The following is an 18,875-nucleotide window of genomic DNA, read 5'->3' as shown; positions in this document are numbered from 1 at the left end:
TTTTGTGATTTAGTTGATTTTTTTGTCAGCAAAAATAACAGTTAATAGCCGGGAACACACTCGTTCAGAAGAAATACAAGGATTAACTCATGGACAGGTTAACCCCTATTCGTCTCTGGCCTGCATTTCTTTCGGTTTTCATTACCCTGATGTTGTGGTTTGTTGTCCCCAACCCTTCCGGTGTGACTCCTGAAGCCTGGCATTTACTGGCGTTATTTATTGGTACTATCGCGGCTATTATCGGCAAAGCCCTGCCTATCGGCGCTATCGCAATCATTGCGATTATGCTGGTGGCAATGACGGGCGTTACCAATCCGGGTAAACCTGCTGCGGCGCTAAACGATGCGCTGAGCGGCTTTTCTAACCAATTGATCTGGCTGATTGGTTTGTCGATTATGCTCTCGCAAAGTTTGTTGAAAACGGGGCTGGGCGCGCGGATTGGATATGGATTTATCGCGTTGTTTGGTAAACGCACGCTGGGTATCGCCTGGGCATTGACGCTGGCTGAAACATTGATTGCGCCAGTGACGCCCAGTAACACCGCGCGCGGAGGCGGTATTATCCATCCGGTCATGCGCGCCATCGCAGAAAGCCTGGGCTCGCAACCTGGGAACAGCGAAAATGGTTCGACAGGCCGTTATCTGGCGCTGGTGAACTACAACATTAACCCCATCAGTTCGGCGATGTTTATTACTGCTACTGCACCTAACCCACTGATTGTTAGCTTTTTGACCAAAGGCACCGATGGGGTGTTGAACATGACCTGGGGGATGTGGGCGATAGCCGCGCTGCTCCCTGCGGTGGTGTCACTGGTGCTGATGCCGCTTGTCATCTGGTGGCTTTATCCCCCTGCCATTACCCGCACACCGGATGCGCCGCAGTTTGCGCGACAAAAGCTGGACGCTCTTGGGCCTTTGTCGCTTGCCGAGAAAATTACGCTCGCCGTTTTTGCTCTGCTGCTGTGTTTGTGGGCGGGGATCCCGGCGCTCATTATGGGAAGCGGCTGGACAGTAAACCCGACCAGCGCCGCCTTAATTGGGCTCTCAATTTTGCTGATTTCAGGGGTATTGAGCTGGGATGACATTCTTAAATGTCGCGGCGCCTGGGATACCGTCGTGTGGTTTGCGGCACTGGTCATGATGGCTGAATTTCTCAGCAAGCTGGGTCTGGTGAGTTGGTTAGCAGTGAGTGTGGGGAATACGATTGATCATCTCGGCCTGCACTGGGGTGTCGCCACACTGCTACTGGTTCTGCTCTATGTCTACTCTCACTACTTTTTCGCCAGTACGACTGCGCATATTACAGCGATGTTTGCGGCGTTCTTCGCCGCAGGATTAGCGCTCGGCGCGCCACCGGCATTGCTTGGCTTAATGCTCGCTTTTTCCTCATCGTTGATGATGTCGTTAACGCATTATGGCACGGGCACCGCGCCTATCATATTTGGCTCCGGGTACGTCACACTTGCGGAATGGTGGAAAACGGGATTGGTGATGAGCGTGGTAAACCTGACAGTCTGGGGGATCGTCGGGGCGGTCTGGTGGAGCTGGCTGGGATACTGGTAAATAAAAATGTGGCGGTAGATGAGTCATCTACCGCCATAACAGCGATTACGCCTGTTTAGCTGCTTCTGCTGCTTTGACGATCACTGCGAAAGCGTCAGCTTTCAGTGAAGCGCCGCCAACCAGCGCGCCGTCGATGTCCGGCTGTGCGAACAGTTCCGCTGCGTTGGACGCGTTTACAGAACCGCCGTACTGGATGATAACCTGCTGTGCGATTGCTGCGTCAGCTTTAGCAATGTGGTCACGGATGAATTTGTGAACAGCCTGAGCCTGAGCCGGAGTTGCAGATTTGCCAGTACCGATCGCCCATACAGGTTCGTAAGCGATAACCACGCCTTCGAATGCGCTCGCACCCTGCGTTTTCAGCACTGCGTCGATCTGACGTGCGCACACTTCTTCCGTTTTGCCCGCTTCGTTTTCTGCTTCGGTTTCACCGATGCACAGAACCGGGGTCAGGCCTTGCTCTTTCAGAACTGCGAATTTTTTAGCGATCAGTTCATCAGACTCTTTGTGATAAGTACGACGCTCTGAGTGACCGATGATGATGTACTGAGCACCGATATCTTTCAGCATTTCAGCTGAGGTTTCACCCGTGAACGCACCAGACAGGTTCAGGTCAACGTTCTGCGCGCCCAGGATGATGTGGCTACCGGCCGCAGCGTGTTTTGCGAGGTCGATATACATTTCCGGCGGAGCGATAGCAACGCCACAGCCAGCAACGCCAGCCAGCTCTTTACGCAGGTTAGCAACCAGCTCGTTTACCATGTGGCGGCTGCCGTTCAGTTTCCAGTTACCCATCACTAAAGGATGTCGCATTTCAATTCTCCACGCTTTATCAGCGAATTAATGAATATGGCCGCCCTTCAGGGCAGCATGGTCTGTGAAACAGTATAGAGATTCGTCACTGGAAAGGCTTTGCTTTTTGTCATTTATTCGACCCTTCCAGGCCTTCAGATAGTGCCAGCTTAATCGGTTCAACAGCGAAGGTCAGCCCCTTTTCACCGTTATCTGCGACAACATAGCGAATTGCGCCTTCGGTTTCAGCGTAGTAGTGCTTATTCTTGCCTGCAATAAGCAACCGATGCAGTTTTTTCTGGCTTTGTTCCTTCGTCAGTAACGGCGCGACGCTACGAATGACCGCCGCCATATACTCCAGCGCTTTCGTCCTTGCCGCTTTTTGCTCAGGTCCTTGAATGGGAAGCCAGGTTATCTGCATGCTTTTGATTTTTAACGTGCCGCGTTCCAGCGCCGTTGAGGCGTACAGGTTTTCGTTGATCTTGCTGGCGGCGCGCGTCAGATTGGCGTTGTCCCGACTGCTGTCGATAGCGCGAAATTCGTTCAGTGAGAGCTTAGGGTTTTGGCTGTTAAAGTTTTCGCGAAACTGGCTGATCGAGAGATCGAACGTTGGAGCGCCAGCCAACAGATACGGCGCCGTCGTCGTCGAGGGCTCTTCTGCCTGTACCGTTGTGGTTACGGAAATCACAGAAAACAATAGTAAAAACAGCGTACATCCTGGCTTCATCAATCTTACCTTTCGTTATGGCTGCTCACGATTAAAACGATAACTGTCTGGCTTGTCAAAAGGGTAAACTGTGGACCAGGGCAATAATAAAGGAACTTACATGACCATACAGCAGTGGTTATTCTCATTTAAAGGGCGTATCGGACGCCGTGATTTCTGGATTTGGGTCGGCCTCTGGTTTGTCGGTATGCTGGTTCTGTTCACCCTGGCCAGTAAACAATGGCTTGAGATTAAAACGGCGGCGTTTGCTCTGGTATGTCTGCTCTGGCCTACGGCAGCGGTAATGGTAAAACGCCTGCATGACAGAGGGCGTTCAGGTTTGTGGGCGTTACTGATGATTCTGGCGTGGATGCTCCTGGCGGGCAACTGGGTCATGCTACCGGGAATGTGGCAGTGGGTTGTCGGACGTTTTGTTCCAACAGTGATCCTGGTCATGATGCTGATTGACCTGGGCGCATTTGTCGGCACCCAGGGAGAGAATAAGTTTGGCAAAGATACGCAGGACGTGAAGTACAAAGCATGAATCTAATGCCGGATGGCGACGCAAAGGCGTCTTATCCGGCCTACAGAAAAGCGTCAACCGTAGGCCGGAAGAACGAAGCCGCCATCCGGCAAGAAATTACCAGTAGTGTTCGGCAGTCATGTGGCCCGGTCGGCGGCGCAGGTGTTTGGTCATTTGCCGGGTTTCTTTCAGCAATTGCTGCGTGTCGCGAACCATCTGCGGGTTGCCGCACAGCATGACGTGGCTGGTTTCTTTATCCATCGGCAGACCAACCGCTTTTTCCAGCTCACCGCTTTCAATCAGCGCCGGTATACGCCCGGTTAGTGAACCCGCGATGGTTTCCCGACTTACCACTGTTTGAATCCGTAATTTACCTTCGTAGCGTGCCTGTAGCTCCAGCATGAGCGGCAGATAGCTTAGGTCGGCGGCGTAACGCGCGGCATGCACCAGCACCAGATTTTTAAAACGTTCGACGTCTTTACCCTGTTGCAGAATTGACAGGTAAGGGCCAATTGCCGTCCCCGTCGCCAGCATCCACAGCGTGTCGCAATCGGGAACCTCATCCAGCACAAAAAAACCTGCGGCTTCACTGACGACCTGGACGTCATCACCGGGTTTCAGCGCGGCCAGTCGTGGACTCAGTTTACCGTCGGGAACGATGACCAGGTAAAATTCCAGATCGGGATTCTCGGGGGCGTTGACATAGGAATAGGCGCGCTGGACGCGCTCACCGTCAATCTCCATCCCGAGCTTGGTAAATTGACCTGCGGTGAAGGGATGAACCGGGGCGTGAACGGTCAGACTCAACAGGGTCTCAGTCCAGTACTGCACGTTAGTCACTTTGCCTGTTACCCACTCTGCCATGGTCTTCTCCTGTTCCGATCCAATAGTCCTATCTTCGTTCGTTGGACGAAAGATTTCCAGCCCATATGGACTGGAAGGCTCTATTGATCAAATTACACATTTATCCTTCACGGTGCCTCGTTGTTGGCAGCACTCGCGCAATCCAGTCGTATCGTTGTCTATGCTACCGGGATTTTGCTCGCTTGCCGCCGCGATGCACCGTGAAGGATTTTGTGTAAAATTTTAAAGGATATGCGCCTGTACGTCCGGGTCTTTGCGATCGAGGTAATGAATAGACTGGATGCGGCGAATGGTGCGTGATTTCCCGCGGATCAGCAGTGTTTCAGTGGTCGCGATGTTGCCTTTACGGCTGATCCCCTCCAGCAGGTCGCCTTTGGTGATCCCGGTCGCGGAGAAGATGACGTTGTCGCTGCGCGCCATTTCGTCCAGACGCAGCGCTTTACCCGCTTCAATGCCCATCGCCTCGCAGCGCGCCAGTTCCTGCTCGCCAATGCGACGATTATCTTCGCTATCGCCCTTGACGTCATGACGTGCGAGCAGGCGGCCCTGCATATCGCCGTCCAGTGCGCGAATCACTGCGGCGGACACGACACCTTCCGGCGCACCGCCAATCCCGTACAATACGTCGACTTCGCTGTCTGGCATGCAGGTCAGAATAGACGCGGCAACATCACCGTCAGGAATCGCAAATACGCGCACGCCCAACGTCTGCATCTCTGCGATCACCCCATCATGGCGAGGTTTCGCCAGAATGGTGACGGTCAGTTCGCTCAGTGATTTGTTGAGCGCCTTTGCCACGTTATTCAGGTTTTCCGCCAGCGGCAGGTTGAGATCGATAGACCCTTTTGCGCCAGGACCTACGATCAGCTTTTCCATGTACATATCCGGCGCGTTCAGGAAGCAGCCTTTGTCGCCGACGGCCAGAACCGCCAGCGCGTTAGCCTGACCCATCGCCGTCATGCGGGTACCTTCGATTGGATCGACAGCAATGTCTACCGCGTCGCCGTGTCCGGTACCGACCTTCTCGCCGATAAACAACATTGGCGCTTCATCGATCTCGCCTTCGCCGATGACAATCGTCCCGTCAATGTTGACCTGATTGAGCATAATGCGCATGGCGTTAACGGCCGCGCCGTCAGCGGTATTTTTATCGCCGCGCCCTAACCATTTATAGCCAGCCAGCGCAGCCGCTTCGGTCACGCGGGAAAATTCGATGGCAAGTTCTCGTCTCATAGCAAACCCGTAGCAGAAAGAAATTGCGCGAAGTGTAGCACAGGGGAGGAGGGGGGATTATTGATGTATGTGCGTGTGCAGCGTTGCCCCACGCAAAGGTTTTGCCGGACGGCGATACCGCCATCCGGCATGGCAACATTACTCTTCGTGATCTTCCCACGCCAGGGCGCGTTTGACCGCTTTCTTCCAGCCGCTGTAACGGTAATTACGCTCGGTGGTTTCGATGCCCGGGCGGAATTCACGTTCGATGACCGCTTTTTCCTGCAACTCATCGAGATTCTGCCAGAAACCTACCGCCAGACCGGCCAGATATGCCGCACCCAGCGCGGTGACTTCGCGTACTTCCGGGCGCTCAACGCGAGTACCAAGAATGTCTGACTGGAACTGCATCAGGAAGTTGTTGGCAACCGCACCGCCGTCCACGCGCAGGGCATGCAGACGAATACCGGAGTCAGCCTGCATTGCTTCCAGCACATCACGCGTCTGATAGGCAATGGATTCCAGGGTGGCGCGGATGATGTGGTTAGAGTTCACGCCGCGGGTCAGGCCAAAGATAGCGCCACGCGCATACGGATCCCAGTAAGGGGCACCCAGACCGGTAAAGGCCGGTACGACATACACGCCGTTGGTATCTTTCACTTTGGTCGCAAAGTATTCGGAGTCGAACGCGTCGCTGATGAGTTTCATCTCGTCGCGCAGCCATTGAATAGACGCGCCAGCCATAAACACGGCACCTTCCAGCGCATAGTTCACTTCACCTGTCGGACCGCAGGCAATGGTCGTCAGCAGACCATTTTCGGATTTAACGGCTTTCTCTCCGGTATTCATCAGCATAAAGCAGCCGGTACCGTAGGTGTTTTTCGCCATCCCTTCTTTCACGCACAACTGGCCGAACAGCGCGGCCTGCTGGTCACCCGCAATACCTGAGATTGGAATACGTATGCCGCCTTTACCGCCAATGTTGGTCTGACCGTACACTTCAGAGGAACGACGGACTTCCGGCAGCATGGCGCGCGGAATGTCCAGCGCGTCCAGCATCTTGTCGTCCCAGTCCAGCGTGTGGATGTTGAACAGCATGGTACGTGAGGCGTTGGTGTAATCCGTGACGTGAACGCGTCCTTGCGTCATCTTCCAGATGAGCCAGGTATCCACGGTACCAAACAGCAGTTCGCCGCGACGAGCGCGCTCACGTGAGCCTTCTACGTGATCGAGGATCCACTTCACTTTGGTGCCAGAGAAATACGGGTCAATCACCAGACCGGTATTGTTGCGAACATACTCTTCCATGCCATCGCGCTTCAGGCGCTCGCAAATGTCGGCGGTACGGCGGCACTGCCAGACAATAGCGTTGTAGATTGGCTTACCGGTTTCACGTTCCCAGACGATAGTGGTTTCACGCTGGTTAGTAATACCAATGGCCGCAATCTGATCGGAACTGATGTCTGCTTTCGCCAGCACTTCTACCAGTGTAGAGCTTTGGGTGGCCCAGATTTCCATTGGGTCATGTTCTACCCAGCCAGCTTTCGGATAGATTTGCTCGAATTCGCGTTGCGACACACTGACGATATTGGCATCGTGGTCCATTACGACCGCGCGAGAACTGGTAGTGCCCTGGTCGAGCGCAACAATGTATTTTTTCTCAGTCATCATTTTTTCCCGTAGTCACATTACAGCGAAGCTTTTTGTTGTGAAGTCGTCGTGGCGTCTTTCTCTTCCACGACACAGGTATCGCAAGGTAAATGGCGGCCAATCAGCTTGCGATAAGCGAACGCACCCAAAATGGCGCCCGCAACAGGGCCGAACAGCGGCACCAGGAAGTAAGGAATGTCTTTGCCACCGGTAAAGGCAATATTGCCCCAGCCAGCGAGCCAGGCGAAAGCTTTTGGGCCGATATCACGTGCCGGGTTCATCGCGAATCCCGTCAATGGACCCATTGATGCACCGATAACGGCGATCAGTAAACCGATGAGCAGCGGCGCCAGCGGACCGCGAGGCACACCGTTACCGTCATCAGTCAGTGCCAGAATGACCCCCATCAGAATAGCGGTAATCACCATTTCAACCGCGAAGGCCTGCACAAAATTGATATGTGGGTTTGGATAAGTAGAGAAAGTCCCTGCCAGATTGAGGCTTTCGACGCTGCCACGCACGATATGATTCGTTTGTTCAAAGTCGGCAAAAAGATTGTAGTAGAGCCCGTAAACTAACGCCGCAGCGCAAAAAGCACCGGCAAATTGAGAAAGGATAAAAGGCACAACTTTGCGCTTGTCAAAACACGCGAACAGCCACAGTGCGATGGTTACTGCCGGATTCAGATGTGCGCCAGAAACACCTGCCGTCAGGTAAATAGCCATTGCTACTCCCAGACCCCAGATGACACTGATTTCCCACTGACCGAAAGTAGCCCCAGCCACTTTGAGCGCAGCGACACAACCCACACCGAAAAAAATCAACAACCCGGTACCGAGGAATTCAGCAATGCACTGGCCTTTTAAGGTTGATGTTTGACTCATGATCGGATCCTGAAGAGAGTTTAATGTTTATTGTCTGCGAGGAAGTCACTGACATCCGCGATGCCCTGTAGGCATGCTGTTAATTTAGCGTTAACGAGCAAAAGCGAGAAATATCGAAATTGAAATGTGTGTACTGCGTCAACAAAATGAGTGTTATCGCGCAATGAAGCGTATTTTGAGACAACGTAAGAGTGTGAGCTGAATCATTTCATTAACCAATATGTTAACACTTTAGCGATATTGAATTGATGTCACCAGGACAAAGATGAAAAGTGTTGCAAACCACGATCTGCACGGTATGCCGCTGGACAGCAGCGACGGGGCTTCATACAATCGGCACTATATGTTGTGCGCGTTTACATTAAAGCGTCGCCTTGCAATTCAGGAGAGGTATGACCATGTCATTAGAAGTGTTTGAGAAACTGGAAGCGAAAGTACAGCAGGCGATTGATACCATCACGCTGCTACAGATGGAAATTGAAGAGCTGAAAGAAAAGAACAACAGCCTGGTGCAGGATGTTCAGTCTGCACAGCATCAGCGTGAAGAACTGGAGCGCGAAAACAGCAGCCTGAAAGAACAGCAGAGCGGCTGGCAGGATCGTCTGCAAGCTCTCCTCGGCCGTATGGAAGAAGTCTAATCCTCGTCATATTTCACGTTATGGCGGCGTTGGCTGCGCTCAGCTACCCCAGTCACGTAGTTTACTACGCTCCTGGGGATATCTTCGTTTGCCGTCTTGCCCTAACGCGGAATCTTTAGAGGAATTGAGTACCAGCATGTAGGCCGGATAAGGCGCAAGCCGTCATCCGGCAATATCATACCTTTACCACGATACAACGTTAGTTTCAGGCATTCAAACCCCCATCCACGTCCAGACCAGTGCCGGAAATCTGCCCAGCCGCTGGGCTTGCCAGAAACGTCACCGCCGCTGCAACATCCTCCGGTGTACCGTAATGCCCTGTCGCAATAAGCTGTCGTTGGGAGTCCGCCTGTTCGCCATCTGCTGGGTTCATATCACTGTCCGTTGGGCCGGGATGGACAAGGTTGACGGTAATACCCCGTGGGCCGAGATCACGAGCCAGGCCACGGGTTAGCGAGTTGAGCGCTGATTTAGTCATCGCGTAGACAGCAATCCCCGGCAGGGCGACACGGTTGGCAAGGCAACTGCCAATATTGATAATTCGCCCACCTTCAGGGATATGTGGCAACGCGGCCTGTATGGCTACCACCACGCCACGGATATTCACGTTAATCAACGCGTCGATGTCTTCCAGTGATAGCGACTCCAGCGGGCCACCGCGTGCGATCCCTGCGTTGTTGACCAGGATATCTAATCCTCCTAGTGACAGTATCGTGTGATTTACGGCGTTCTGAATAGCCTGAGCGCTTGCACTGTTTGCCTGAATAGCCTCGCCATGGCGGCCGAGTGCTGTAATTTCATTGGCAACGGCCTGGGCTTTCTCCGCAGATTTTTCATAGGTAATAACAACATCAGCACCGGCTTTCGCCAGCGACAGTGCAATAGCGCGCCCTAATCCACGACTGGCTCCGGTGACCAGCGCTTTTTTACCTGTCAGATCGATATGCATGATGACCCCGTGACGAGAGTGATGAGATTCATCATTAGGTATAGAGAGAGTTTTTTCTTCGTCAATGCGCTGAATGGGGGAATCGAAAGGGTGAAGTTGCAAAAAATAGGGTCTGGAGATTTCCAGAATCGAAGTAAATTGCCAGTCAGTTGTTTAACCGACTGGCATCACACCGAATTGCGGTATTTTCTTTACTCGATATCGAGGGGGTCTTCGGAAAGGATTATCCCGGTATTATCGGCATACAGATGGTCGCCGGAGAAGAAGGTCACGCCGCCGAAATTGACGCGAACATCGCTTTCCCCAATGCCTTCACCTGCGGCACCCACCGGAATGGCGGCGATCGCCTGAATACCAATGTCCAGCTCTTCCAGATCGTCTACCTGACGCACTGCGCCGTAGATGACCAGACCTTCCCATTCATTCTGTACGGCCAGACGCGCCAGTTCGGCGTCGACCAGCGCACGACGGACAGAACCCCCGCCATCGACCAGCAGGATGCGTCCACGGCCATTTTGTTCGAGCAGATCATACAGCAACCCGTTGTCCTCGAAACATTTTACCGTAATGATTTGTCCGCCAAACGACGACCGTCCTCCAAAGTTAGAGAACAGCGGTTCCACGACGTTGACATCTTCCTGGTAGATGTCACAAAGCTCGGAAGTATCGTATTTCATAGGATCAACGTTCAGTTGCTGCGAGAATTTTTAGTATATCGCGCTATGTGTACTGTTGGCAAAATCATCAATTGTTAATTGATATTTGTCAGTTAAACGGACCACTGACTTAGGAAAATGCCAACCACAAACAGTAGGTTAGTGAGTAGCGCGGCTTTGACCGTCCGCTCCAGCATTGGGCGCATCGCAGCCGGTTCCATTTCGCGCATCACATAGCGTGCCTGTTTGATCAGCAGCGGTGCTGCCAGAATAAACAGCCATCCCCACAGGCTTTGCAAAGAGAGAAGGTTAAACAGCGCCAGGCAGACCAGCGTTCCCATCAGCAGGCAGGCATGATAGCGACGGGCGTTGACCGCGCCTAAACGCACAACCAGCGTGTTTTTACCGTTTTCCTTGTCGCTGTTGATGTCACGCAGGTTATTGATGTTGAGCACTGCCGTTGCCAGCAGACCGCAAGCAGTTGCCGGGAGAATGAGTTCAGGAATCAGCGTGTGTGCCTGCAAATACCAGCTACCCATGACGCTCAGCCAGCCAAAGAACACCAGTACGGAAATATCACCCAGACCGATGTAACCATACGGGCGGTTACCTACGGTGTAGGTAATGGCCGCGATAATCGACAGACCGCCCAGCACCAGGAAACCGACAAAATCGGTCAGTGTGTTACACGCCACGACGACCAGCGCCAGACCGGACAGGCAAATGAGCACGACGGTGACGATCAATGCTCGTTTCATCTCCTGCTGAGTGATCACCCCTTTTTGCATGCCACGCAGTGGACCAATGCGGTCAGGTTTGTCGCTGCCTTTGACCGCATCGCCATAGTCGTTAGCGAGATTTGACAGGATCTGCAGTAGCCCTGCAGTAATCAATGCCAACACCGCGACCAGCGGGTCAAAAAATCCCTTCCACCATGCCAGGGCCGTACCGACGATGATCGCCGCGAAGGCGAGCGGTAGGGTCTTGGGTCGTAAACTTTCCAGCCAGGCTTGTGAGCGGCTAATTTGTTGTTGTTCAGTCATATTTAGCGCCAATAAAAATGGGGCTTTTCAGCCCCATCAACAATGATGAAAATGCATTGAACGCGATTATAGGATAAAACGGCTCAGATCTTCATCTGCGACCAGCGCATCCAGATGTTTGCTCACATAATCCGCATCAATTGTTATGCTTTGACCGTTCAGATCGCTCGCATCATAAGAAATATCTTCCATCAGACGCTCCAGCACGGTGTGTAAACGACGGGCACCGATGTTTTCGGTGGTCTCGTTTACCTGCCACGCGGCTTCGGCAATGCGCTTGATGCCAGATTCGGTGAACTCAATGTTCACACCTTCGGTCGCCATCAATGCTTTGTACTGGACGGTGATAGAGGCGTTAGGTTCAGTCAAAATACGTTCAAAGTCGCTGGTGGTCAGCGCTTGCAGCTCAACGCGAATCGGCAGGCGCCCCTGTAATTCAGGGATCAGGTCAGACGGTTTTGCCACCTGGAATGCGCCGGAAGCGATAAACAGGATGTGGTCAGTTTTGACCATACCGTGTTTGGTGGAGACGGTGCAGCCTTCAACCAGCGGCAGCAGGTCGCGCTGTACGCCTTCGCGGGAGACATCCGGGCCGGAGGATTCGCCACGCTTACAGATTTTGTCGATTTCGTCGATAAACACGATACCGTGCTGCTCGACTGCGTCGATTGCGTCTTGTTTCAGCTCTTCCGGGTTGACCAGTTTCGCCGCTTCTTCTTCGATCAACAGCTTCATTGCATCTTTGATTTTCAGTTTGCGCGGTTTTTGTTTCTGGCCGCCCAGGTTCTGGAACATAGACTGCAACTGGCTGGTCATCTCTTCCATTCCCGGAGGCGCCATAATTTCAACGCCCATCGGTGCAGCGGCAAGATCGATCTCGATTTCTTTATCATCGAGCTGGCCTTCACGCAGTTTTTTGCGGAATGCCTGGCGTGCAGCAGAGGGTTCAGACGGTTGTTCAGCCTGGCCCCAGTTATTTTTCGCCGGTGGGATCAGCACATCAAGAATACGCTCTTCCGCCATCTCTTCCGCACGGTAGCGGTTTTTCTCGATAGACTGGACGCGAACCATTTTGATTGCTGAATCAGTCAGATCTCGGATGATGGAGTCAACTTCTTTGCCGACATAGCCCACTTCGGTGAACTTGGTGGCTTCCACTTTGATGAACGGCGCGTTGGCCAGTTTTGCCAGACGACGGGCGATTTCGGTTTTACCGACGCCGGTTGGGCCGATCATCAGAATATTTTTTGGGGTCACTTCATGGCGCAGCTCTTCGTTGAGCTGCATGCGGCGCCAGCGGTTACGTAAGGCGATAGCAACGGAGCGTTTCGCTGCGTCCTGGCCGATAATGTGCTTGTTCAGTTCGCTGACGATTTCGCGTGGGGTCATTTCAGACATGGGAGATCCTTACGCTTTAGACGGTAATTCTTCGATGGTATGGAAGTGGTTGGTATAGATGCAGATATCACCTGCAATATCCAACGCCTTTTCAGCAATTTCACGCGCGCCGAGCTCGGTGTTTTCCAGCAGAGCGCGTGCTGCCGCCTGGGCGTAAGGGCCGCCTGAGCCGATGGCAATCAAATCGTTTTCGGGCTGCACGACGTCACCGTTACCGGTGATGATGAGAGAGGCAGTTTCATCCGCTACCGCCAGCAGCGCTTCGAGTTTGCGCAACATCCTGTCGGTACGCCAGTCTTTCGCCAGCTCCACGGCGGCTTTGACCAGGTGACCCTGATGCATTTCTAATTTGCGCTCAAATAATTCAAACAGTGTGAAGGCATCCGCAGTGCCGCCCGCAAAGCCGGCAATGACTTTGTCGTTGTACAGGCGGCGGACTTTTTTCACGTTGCCTTTCATTACGGTATTACCCAGTGTGGCCTGACCATCACCGGCGATGACTACATGGCCATTACGGCGTACGCTTACTATTGTTGTCACGAGCAGACCCCTTGGTTACAAATGCAGAATACTGGCCCCGCACGATGTTCGGGGCGTAATGCAAGTATAGATGGGGGGGATTTTGGGGGTTTCAACCCCCAGTTGCGAGTCGAATGCAGTTTGTGTGACCCGCCATCTTCAGGCGGTTGATGGTGCTGTCGGCATTTTCTTTGCCTTTCACCGGGCCGATAACCACGCGATTCCAGCCGTTATTGGTGGTAATTCGGGAATCAAACCCTTCAAAGGCCAGTTGCGCACGCACGGTTTCTGCCTGCTCTGCGCCTTTAAACGAGCCGCACTGCACCATCCAGCGGCGCTCATCTTTCTTCTCTGTTGGTGGCTTCGGCGCTTCCGCTGCCCGCGCAATTGGTGCGGCCTGTTGCGCTTTTGGCTGTGAAGCGGTGGTGTGCGCCGGTGTTTGCAACAGATCCTGATAAGGCTGCGCAGTTGTAGCCTGTTTTGGTTGCTGCGTCTGACGAGGCTGCTGGACAGGGGCGGTTTGCGCAGTACGTGTTTGTTGCTGCGGCTGCTGATAAGGCTGCTCAGTCACACGAGGTTGCGTACGCGGCTGTTGAACCGGCTGGGTATTAGCCCACTGCTGTTGTTGCACTTGTTGCTGAGCCAGACGCTGGCGCTGTAGCGTTTGCTGACGCTGTTCAGGCGTCTGCTCGTTCCACGGCACTTCGTTCAGTTGTGTCGGCTGCTGGCGCATATCCGCCTGCATCTGTGCCAGTAACTGGCGTTGTTCATTGGTGAGCTGGTCCGGGTTCATGACTTCGCCGCCCGCAGACGGTTCGGTAGGCGCACGTACGCCAGGCTGTCGACTTTCCAGCTCTTTGATGTAGCGCCAGCGCTCTTCCGGTTTTGGCGGCAATCCATTACCGACAACTTTCTGGCCCTGCAGCGTTTCGGACTCTTCTTTCTTGTGATGCGTAATGAAGTACAGACCACCGATAAAGGCCACAAGGACGGCGGCTGCAATTGCGACCATTGCTGGTGAGACCGCAGGTATGTTGCGTTGCTTTTTCCGTGAGGTGCTCTTTTTGCGCCGCGAAGGTGCCGGTTGGCCGCGACGTACATAATCTCGTTGTGCCACTATCGTTTCGCTGTATTTATTCATTCGTCAGCCCGCCATGTTACTTAAGCGACGGGCCTTTGACCAGACAGGGGAGTCTTAAAGCGTTTACTTTAAGTTAAAGCGCGTGTTGAACCCCGAATAATAAGCTCGCAGTCCAGTAAACGTGAACCACTGCTGACATTCTGTCCTTGCAGTTGATCGAGCAATAACAGCATAGCTTCTCGTCCAATTTCAAAGCGTGGCTGTGCGACGGTAGTCAGGGGTGGATCACAAAATTCCGCCAGTGCAATGTTATCGAAACCAATAATGGACAGATCGTCGGGGATTCTCAGACCACGGCGTTTGGCCCAGGAAAGTGCCCCGAGCGCCATCACATCGCTATGGCAGAACACGGCCGTAGGTGGTTGTGGCAGTTCGAGCAGTTGTTGAAGCGCGTTTGCACCTGCTTCATAGGTGAAATCACCGCGAGCGATATAATGTGGATCAACCGTGATACCGCTACGACGCAAAGCCTGAACATAGCCTTGTAAACGGTAATGGCAAAGCGGCATCTCTTCGGGTCCGGCAATACAGCCAATACGCTGATGCCCTTGTTCATGCAGATAATTCACTGCATCAAAGGCGGCTGTCAGGTTATCGATGTGAACGGTCGGCAACTCCAGTTCTGGCGCGAATTCGTTCGCCATCACCATAGGCGGCAGATTGCGCTGTTCTTCGATACTGGCGTCAAAGGGGAGACGTGAACCGAGCAGCAGCATACCGTCAATCTGTTTGGTGATGATCAGATTGATAAACGTTTTCTCTTGCTGATTCTGGTGGGCGCAATCGCCGATCAACACCAGATAGCCTTGCTTTGCCGCAGTCACTTCGATGCCACGGATAATTTCACTGAAAAACGGATCGCAAATATCCGGGACAATCACCAGGATAGTGCGTGATTCATTGCGTTTAACGTTTCGCCCCATTGATTGCGGTAAATACCCCACCTCCATGGCTGCCTGTTCTACCCGATTACGGGTCGACTGGGAGACTTTATCTGGGTTCATTAACGCGCGGGACACGGTTGCCGTTGAGACTTTCGCCTTTAGAGCAACATCTTTCATTGTAGCGGCAGCAACCTGATTCTTCGGTTTCACTCTCTCTCCTCGCCTGGGGCATGCAGGCGCAGACCTATCCCTGGAAAAATAATGTCAGGACCATTTTTATCAGATAGTTAATGGAAGCGGTTACAGAATTTTCATAAAAAGTGTGATGAGTCCTGAATATTTCGATCCTCCTCGCATCATGAGGGGGTTATCCCTCAATCGGATCGACGTCCAGTACCCATTTAACCTTGCGTGAATCAGGCAGCGTATTGATCAGCGCCATTGTGCCGCTGACGATATGTTGCAGGCGTATCCGGGACGGATGCTGGAGTAAAATTTGCCAGCGATAGCGACCGCCGCGTTTGGGCGCCAGGGCGGGAACGGGTCCCAAAACCCAGAGTTTGTCATCCGCCAGCGGGCTGGCCTGGATCAGGTTGCGCAACTGCTGCAGGAATAGCGGCGCTTGCTGATTGTTATGATCTTCCGCCCGTACAATGACATGGCTGGTCCAGGGAGGGAGCTGGAGCGTTTGCCGTTCGGCCAGCGCTTGCTCTGCAAATGCGTCATAACCTTTGTGCAGCAGGGTTTGTAGTAGCGGATGTTCCGGATGGTGGGTCTGCAGCACGACTTCACCCTGCTTACCCGCTCGTCCGGCACGCCCGGAAACCTGGGTATAGAGCTGGGCAAAGCGTTCTGCAGAGCGGAAATCCGCTGAGAACAGCGCGCCATCAACATCCAGTAGCGCCACCAGGGTGACGTCCGGAAAATGGTGGCCTTTGGCCAGCATTTGCGTGCCAATCAAAATGCGTGCGCCGCCGCGATGCACTTCCGCCAGATGCTGCTCCAGCGCCCCTTTACGGCTGGTGGTGTCGCGATCGATACGGGAAATCGGCACGCCCGGGAAGAAGGGGGCCAGCGCGTGTTCAAGTTGCTCTGTGCCTAACCCGACCGGCACCATGTGCGTGGAGCCGCAGGAAGGACACTGGCGGGGTACCGGGCGTTGGCTGTCACAGTGGTGACAGCGTAAATGATGTTGCGCCTGATGCAGCGTGTAGTAGTGATCGCAGCGCGGACATTCTGCGGTCCAGCCGCAGTCATGGCACAGCAGAGCAGGGGCAAACCCCCGACGGTTAAGGAACAGAATAACCTGATTATCAGCCTGCAGATGCTGGCGCATACGCGTGATTAACGCGGGAGCCAGTCCGGCTTGTACTTTCTGACCTTTCAAGTCGAGCACATGTTGCATGGCAGGACGGGCATTACCTGCCCGGCGGGTCAGGCGCAGCATGCGGTACTTTTTCTGCCGCACATTGCAGAGTGTTTCCAGCGCTGGTGTGGCGGAGCCGAGAATAATGGGGATCTGCTCGCTGTGCGCGCGATAAACGGCAAGGTCACGGGCATGATAGCGCCAGCCTTCCTGTTGCTTGTAGGAGCTGTCGTGTTCTTCATCAATGACGATGACGCCGAGATTTTTAAATGGCGTAAACAACGATGAGCGGGTGCCGATCACAATCGCCGCTTCGCCATTTTTGGCTTTCAGCCATGCCGAGAGACGCTCGCTGTCATTCAGACCAGAGTGCAACACCTCGACAGGCGCATTAAAGCGCTCGCGAAAACGGGCAATCGTTTGTGGGGTCAGGCCGATCTCCGGCACCATCACCAGCGCTTGTTTCCCCTGGGCAAGGACGTTTTCCAGCACGCTGAGATACACTTCCGTTTTGCCTGAGCCCGTAACACCGGCCAGCAGCCAGGCCGAGAAACTGTCTGACGCGCTGTGAATCGCGCCAACCGCAGTAGCCTGCTCTGTGTTCAGCCGCAGACGTTCGCCAGAGACGGCATAGTGGGTGCGCCAGTCGGTAAAGGCTGGTGTCTCGCTCGCCAGATCGCTCAACCCTTTTTTACGCAGCGCCTGCAGTGCCGCATCATTAAACTCAAGATCTGCCACCTGCTCGCGCCAGATTTTCCCCTGACGTAGCGCAGCCAGCGCCTGCTGTTGTTTTGGTGAACGTTTCAGGCTGTTGAGATCGACAACCTGCCCCTCTTCCGTGGCAAACCAATACCACATTGGGGCGTTGCTGGCGGGCCTCCCCTGACGCAACAAAACAGGCAGGGCATGAAACAGCACATCACCCACAGGATGATGGTAATAATCCGCAGCCCACAACAGCAAACGCCAGACCGAGGTCGAAAAAACCGGTTCGTCGTCCAGCACCTCGACCACCGCTTTGAGTTCATTTAGCGGTAATTCGCTTTGGTCGCTGACGGAGACAACAATCCCAACGCGTTCTTGCTGTTTACCAAACGGCACGCGCACACGACACCCGGCTTTGGCGTTCATGCCCTGCGGCAAGAGATAGTCAAAGGTTCGGGGAAGCGGAACGGGTAAGGCAACGTGCGCGACGGGCATGTCATCATCCTGACTTGAAAGCTGGCGGGTTAGTATACACATTGTGGTAAGGGAGCGCGGATCAGTTTGCATACGCTGGCTAATTTCTGTATGATTCGCCGCCTTTGATGCAAATTGATTGTGTCAAAACTATACTATCAACATCGCGTGGTGTCTGGCGTTAGGGCTGGAAGAGCGACGCGGCCTTAACTGAGGTTTCCCATGAAAAAAGATATTCACCCGAAATACGAAATGATTACTGCAAACTGCTCTTGCGGTAACTCCATTCAGATCCGTTCCACCGTGGGCCACGATCTGAACCTGGACGTGTGTGCTAAATGCCACCCGTTCTACACTGGTAAGCAGCGTGATGTTGCAACCGGTGGCCGTGTTGACCGCTTCAACAAGCGTTTCAGCATCCCGGGCAGCAAATAAGTTTTGCTTCTCAGAAAAAAGCGCCTTACGGCGCTTTTTTTGTGCCTGTAAATCAGTATTCCCACGTTTCTGGGTCGATCCCCAGTTCACGCATGATCTCTTTTGCCGCTTCGGGAATTTCATCACTGCGTTCTTTGCGCAGATCGTCGTCATTCGGCAGGGGTTGCCCGGTGAACGCGTGCAGGAACGCTTCACACAGCAGTTCGCTGTTGGTGGCGTGGCGCAGGTTATTCACCTGACGACGCGTACGTTCATCGGTGAGGATTTTTAACACCTTCAGAGGAATGGAAACCGTAATTTTTTTGACTTGCTCACTCTTCTTACCGTGCTCAGCGTATGGGCTGATATATTCGCCGCTCCATTCAGCCATGAGATACTTAATCCTCTTCGTCATTAGTATGAGGCCGGAAACTGGGTCCAGGCCATAATTGCGCGTAGTTTACCGTAGTGGCGCGGCCCTTACACGAAGTTAGC

19 protein-coding genes are annotated in these 18,875 nt (G+C 53.6%); 4 read left to right on the top strand and 15 right to left on the bottom strand.

The features are described 5' to 3' along the window. The first annotated feature begins 89 nt into the window (after window positions 1–89). Window positions 90–1,562, top strand: coding sequence for a DASS family sodium-coupled anion symporter (locus tag NNO04_RS08185; protein WP_271444234.1), 1,473 nt, complete (start codon window positions 90–92; stop codon window positions 1,560–1,562). Between the two features lie 45 nt (window positions 1,563–1,607). Here the strand turns inward: NNO04_RS08185 and tpiA are convergent, their stop codons facing one another. Both tpiA and NNO04_RS08175 read right to left on the bottom strand, forming a co-directional pair. Continuing rightward, window positions 1,608–2,375, bottom strand: coding sequence for a triose-phosphate isomerase (gene tpiA / locus NNO04_RS08180; protein ID WP_192613878.1), 768 nt, complete (start codon window positions 2,373–2,375; stop codon window positions 1,608–1,610). A 109-nt stretch (window positions 2,376–2,484) separates the two neighbouring features. After that, window positions 2,485–3,081: a YiiQ family protein gene (locus NNO04_RS08175; RefSeq protein WP_271444233.1), complete on the bottom strand. Its 597-nt coding sequence runs from the start codon at window positions 3,079–3,081 to the stop codon at window positions 2,485–2,487. A gap of 100 nt (window positions 3,082–3,181) precedes the next feature. Here NNO04_RS08175 and NNO04_RS08170 point away from each other — a divergent pair, with 100 nt between their 5' ends. Further along, window positions 3,182–3,604 (top strand): DUF805 domain-containing protein, encoded by a 423-nt coding sequence (locus NNO04_RS08170; RefSeq protein ID WP_271444232.1) that lies wholly within the window; start codon window positions 3,182–3,184, stop codon window positions 3,602–3,604. Window positions 3,605–3,700: 96 nt separating this feature from the next. Here NNO04_RS08170 and fpr read toward each other — a convergent pair whose 3' ends face one another. The 4 genes from fpr to NNO04_RS08150 form a co-directional block, all read right to left on the bottom strand. Continuing rightward, window positions 3,701–4,447, bottom strand: a complete 747-nt coding sequence (gene fpr, locus NNO04_RS08165; RefSeq protein ID WP_271444231.1) for a ferredoxin--NADP(+) reductase — start codon at window positions 4,445–4,447, stop codon at window positions 3,701–3,703. Window positions 4,448–4,669: 222 nt separating this feature from the next. Beyond that, on the bottom strand, window positions 4,670–5,680 hold the full coding sequence (gene glpX / locus NNO04_RS08160; RefSeq protein ID WP_271444230.1) for a class II fructose-bisphosphatase: 1,011 nt from the start codon (window positions 5,678–5,680) through the stop codon (window positions 4,670–4,672). Window positions 5,681–5,818: 138 nt separating this feature from the next. Next, entirely contained in the window at window positions 5,819–7,327 is a 1,509-nt protein-coding gene (gene glpK, locus NNO04_RS08155) for a glycerol kinase GlpK (protein WP_271444266.1), read from the bottom strand. Between the two features lie 20 nt (window positions 7,328–7,347). Next, window positions 7,348–8,193 (bottom strand): MIP/aquaporin family protein, encoded by an 846-nt coding sequence (locus NNO04_RS08150; protein ID WP_271444229.1) that lies wholly within the window; start codon window positions 8,191–8,193, stop codon window positions 7,348–7,350. 392 nt (window positions 8,194–8,585) lie between these two features. Between NNO04_RS08150 and zapB the strand changes: the two genes are divergently transcribed. Then, a complete protein-coding gene (gene zapB / locus NNO04_RS08145; protein WP_271444228.1) occupies window positions 8,586–8,831 on the top strand; it encodes a septal ring assembly protein ZapB in 246 nt (81 codons plus the stop codon). Window positions 8,832–9,036: 205 nt separating this feature from the next. Here the strand turns inward: zapB and NNO04_RS08140 are convergent, their stop codons facing one another. From NNO04_RS08140 to priA, 8 genes are all read right to left on the bottom strand, one after another. Beyond that, window positions 9,037–9,780 carry an SDR family NAD(P)-dependent oxidoreductase gene (locus NNO04_RS08140; RefSeq protein WP_271444227.1) on the bottom strand — a complete coding sequence of 248 codons (744 nt, stop codon included), beginning with the start codon at window positions 9,778–9,780 and terminating at the stop codon, window positions 9,037–9,039. Between the two features lie 191 nt (window positions 9,781–9,971). Further along, window positions 9,972–10,457: a ribonuclease E activity regulator RraA gene (rraA, locus tag NNO04_RS08135; RefSeq protein ID WP_103779966.1), complete on the bottom strand. Its 486-nt coding sequence runs from the start codon at window positions 10,455–10,457 to the stop codon at window positions 9,972–9,974. Between the two features lie 92 nt (window positions 10,458–10,549). Continuing rightward, complete coding sequence (gene menA, locus NNO04_RS08130) at window positions 10,550–11,479, bottom strand: 1,4-dihydroxy-2-naphthoate polyprenyltransferase (RefSeq protein ID WP_271444226.1); 930 nt, start codon at window positions 11,477–11,479, stop codon at window positions 10,550–10,552. A gap of 66 nt (window positions 11,480–11,545) precedes the next feature. After that, the gene (gene hslU / locus NNO04_RS08125) at window positions 11,546–12,877 is read right to left on the bottom strand and encodes an HslU--HslV peptidase ATPase subunit (protein ID WP_162380302.1); all 1,332 of its coding nucleotides are present in this window, start codon (window positions 12,875–12,877) and stop codon (window positions 11,546–11,548) included. A gap of 9 nt (window positions 12,878–12,886) precedes the next feature. Then, on the bottom strand, window positions 12,887–13,417 hold the full coding sequence (gene hslV, locus NNO04_RS08120; RefSeq protein ID WP_103779960.1) for an ATP-dependent protease subunit HslV: 531 nt from the start codon (window positions 13,415–13,417) through the stop codon (window positions 12,887–12,889). 91 nt (window positions 13,418–13,508) lie between these two features. Continuing rightward, window positions 13,509–14,513: a cell division protein FtsN gene (gene ftsN, locus NNO04_RS08115; RefSeq protein ID WP_271444265.1), complete on the bottom strand. Its 1,005-nt coding sequence runs from the start codon at window positions 14,511–14,513 to the stop codon at window positions 13,509–13,511. Between the two features lie 92 nt (window positions 14,514–14,605). Further along, window positions 14,606–15,631 carry a DNA-binding transcriptional regulator CytR gene (gene cytR / locus NNO04_RS08110; protein ID WP_192613865.1) on the bottom strand — a complete coding sequence of 342 codons (1,026 nt, stop codon included), beginning with the start codon at window positions 15,629–15,631 and terminating at the stop codon, window positions 14,606–14,608. Between the two features lie 157 nt (window positions 15,632–15,788). Continuing rightward, window positions 15,789–17,987 (bottom strand): primosomal protein N', encoded by a 2,199-nt coding sequence (gene priA / locus NNO04_RS08105; protein ID WP_271444225.1) that lies wholly within the window; start codon window positions 17,985–17,987, stop codon window positions 15,789–15,791. A gap of 201 nt (window positions 17,988–18,188) precedes the next feature. Between priA and rpmE the strand changes: the two genes are divergently transcribed. Continuing rightward, window positions 18,189–18,401 carry a 50S ribosomal protein L31 gene (gene rpmE, locus NNO04_RS08100; RefSeq protein ID WP_162380297.1) on the top strand — a complete coding sequence of 71 codons (213 nt, stop codon included), beginning with the start codon at window positions 18,189–18,191 and terminating at the stop codon, window positions 18,399–18,401. A 52-nt stretch (window positions 18,402–18,453) separates the two neighbouring features. Here rpmE and metJ read toward each other — a convergent pair whose 3' ends face one another. Then, entirely contained in the window at window positions 18,454–18,771 is a 318-nt protein-coding gene (gene metJ, locus NNO04_RS08095) for a met regulon transcriptional regulator MetJ (RefSeq protein WP_162380293.1), read from the bottom strand. Between the last annotated feature and the right edge of the window lie 104 nt (window positions 18,772–18,875).

It is taken from the genome of Citrobacter sp. Awk 4, assembly GCF_028069725.1.
Lineage (GTDB): Bacteria > Pseudomonadota > Gammaproteobacteria > Enterobacterales > Enterobacteriaceae > Citrobacter_D.
Note: the sequence above shows the minus strand (reverse complement) of the source record. Positions and strands in the feature narration are given on the sequence as shown.

Excerpts from the sequence above, each read along its gene's own strand:
- priA (WP_271444225.1), bottom strand. The coding sequence starts at position 17,987 with ATGCCCGTCGCGCACGTTGCCTTACCCGTTCCGCTTCCCCGAACCTTT.
- glpX (WP_271444230.1), bottom strand. The coding sequence starts at position 5,680 with ATGAGACGAGAACTTGCCATCGAATTTTCCCGCGTGACCGAAGCGGCT.
- glpK (WP_271444266.1), bottom strand. The coding sequence starts at position 7,327 with ATGACTGAGAAAAAATACATTGTTGCGCTCGACCAGGGCACTACCAGT.
- NNO04_RS08140 (WP_271444227.1), bottom strand. The coding sequence starts at position 9,780 with ATGCATATCGATCTGACAGGTAAAAAAGCGCTGGTCACCGGAGCCAGT.
- tpiA (WP_192613878.1), bottom strand. The coding sequence starts at position 2,375 with ATGCGACATCCTTTAGTGATGGGTAACTGGAAACTGAACGGCAGCCGC.
- NNO04_RS08185 (WP_271444234.1), top strand. The coding sequence starts at position 90 with ATGGACAGGTTAACCCCTATTCGTCTCTGGCCTGCATTTCTTTCGGTT.
- rpmE (WP_162380297.1), top strand. The coding sequence starts at position 18,189 with ATGAAAAAAGATATTCACCCGAAATACGAAATGATTACTGCAAACTGC.
- zapB (WP_271444228.1), top strand. The coding sequence starts at position 8,586 with ATGACCATGTCATTAGAAGTGTTTGAGAAACTGGAAGCGAAAGTACAG.
- NNO04_RS08175 (WP_271444233.1), bottom strand. The coding sequence starts at position 3,081 with ATGAAGCCAGGATGTACGCTGTTTTTACTATTGTTTTCTGTGATTTCC.
- hslU (WP_162380302.1), bottom strand. The coding sequence starts at position 12,877 with ATGTCTGAAATGACCCCACGCGAAATCGTCAGCGAACTGAACAAGCAC.
- fpr (WP_271444231.1), bottom strand. The coding sequence starts at position 4,447 with ATGGCAGAGTGGGTAACAGGCAAAGTGACTAACGTGCAGTACTGGACT.
- menA (WP_271444226.1), bottom strand. The coding sequence starts at position 11,479 with ATGACTGAACAACAACAAATTAGCCGCTCACAAGCCTGGCTGGAAAGT.
- NNO04_RS08150 (WP_271444229.1), bottom strand. The coding sequence starts at position 8,193 with ATGAGTCAAACATCAACCTTAAAAGGCCAGTGCATTGCTGAATTCCTC.
- rraA (WP_103779966.1), bottom strand. The coding sequence starts at position 10,457 with ATGAAATACGATACTTCCGAGCTTTGTGACATCTACCAGGAAGATGTC.
- NNO04_RS08170 (WP_271444232.1), top strand. The coding sequence starts at position 3,182 with ATGACCATACAGCAGTGGTTATTCTCATTTAAAGGGCGTATCGGACGC.
- metJ (WP_162380293.1), bottom strand. The coding sequence starts at position 18,771 with ATGGCTGAATGGAGCGGCGAATATATCAGCCCATACGCTGAGCACGGT.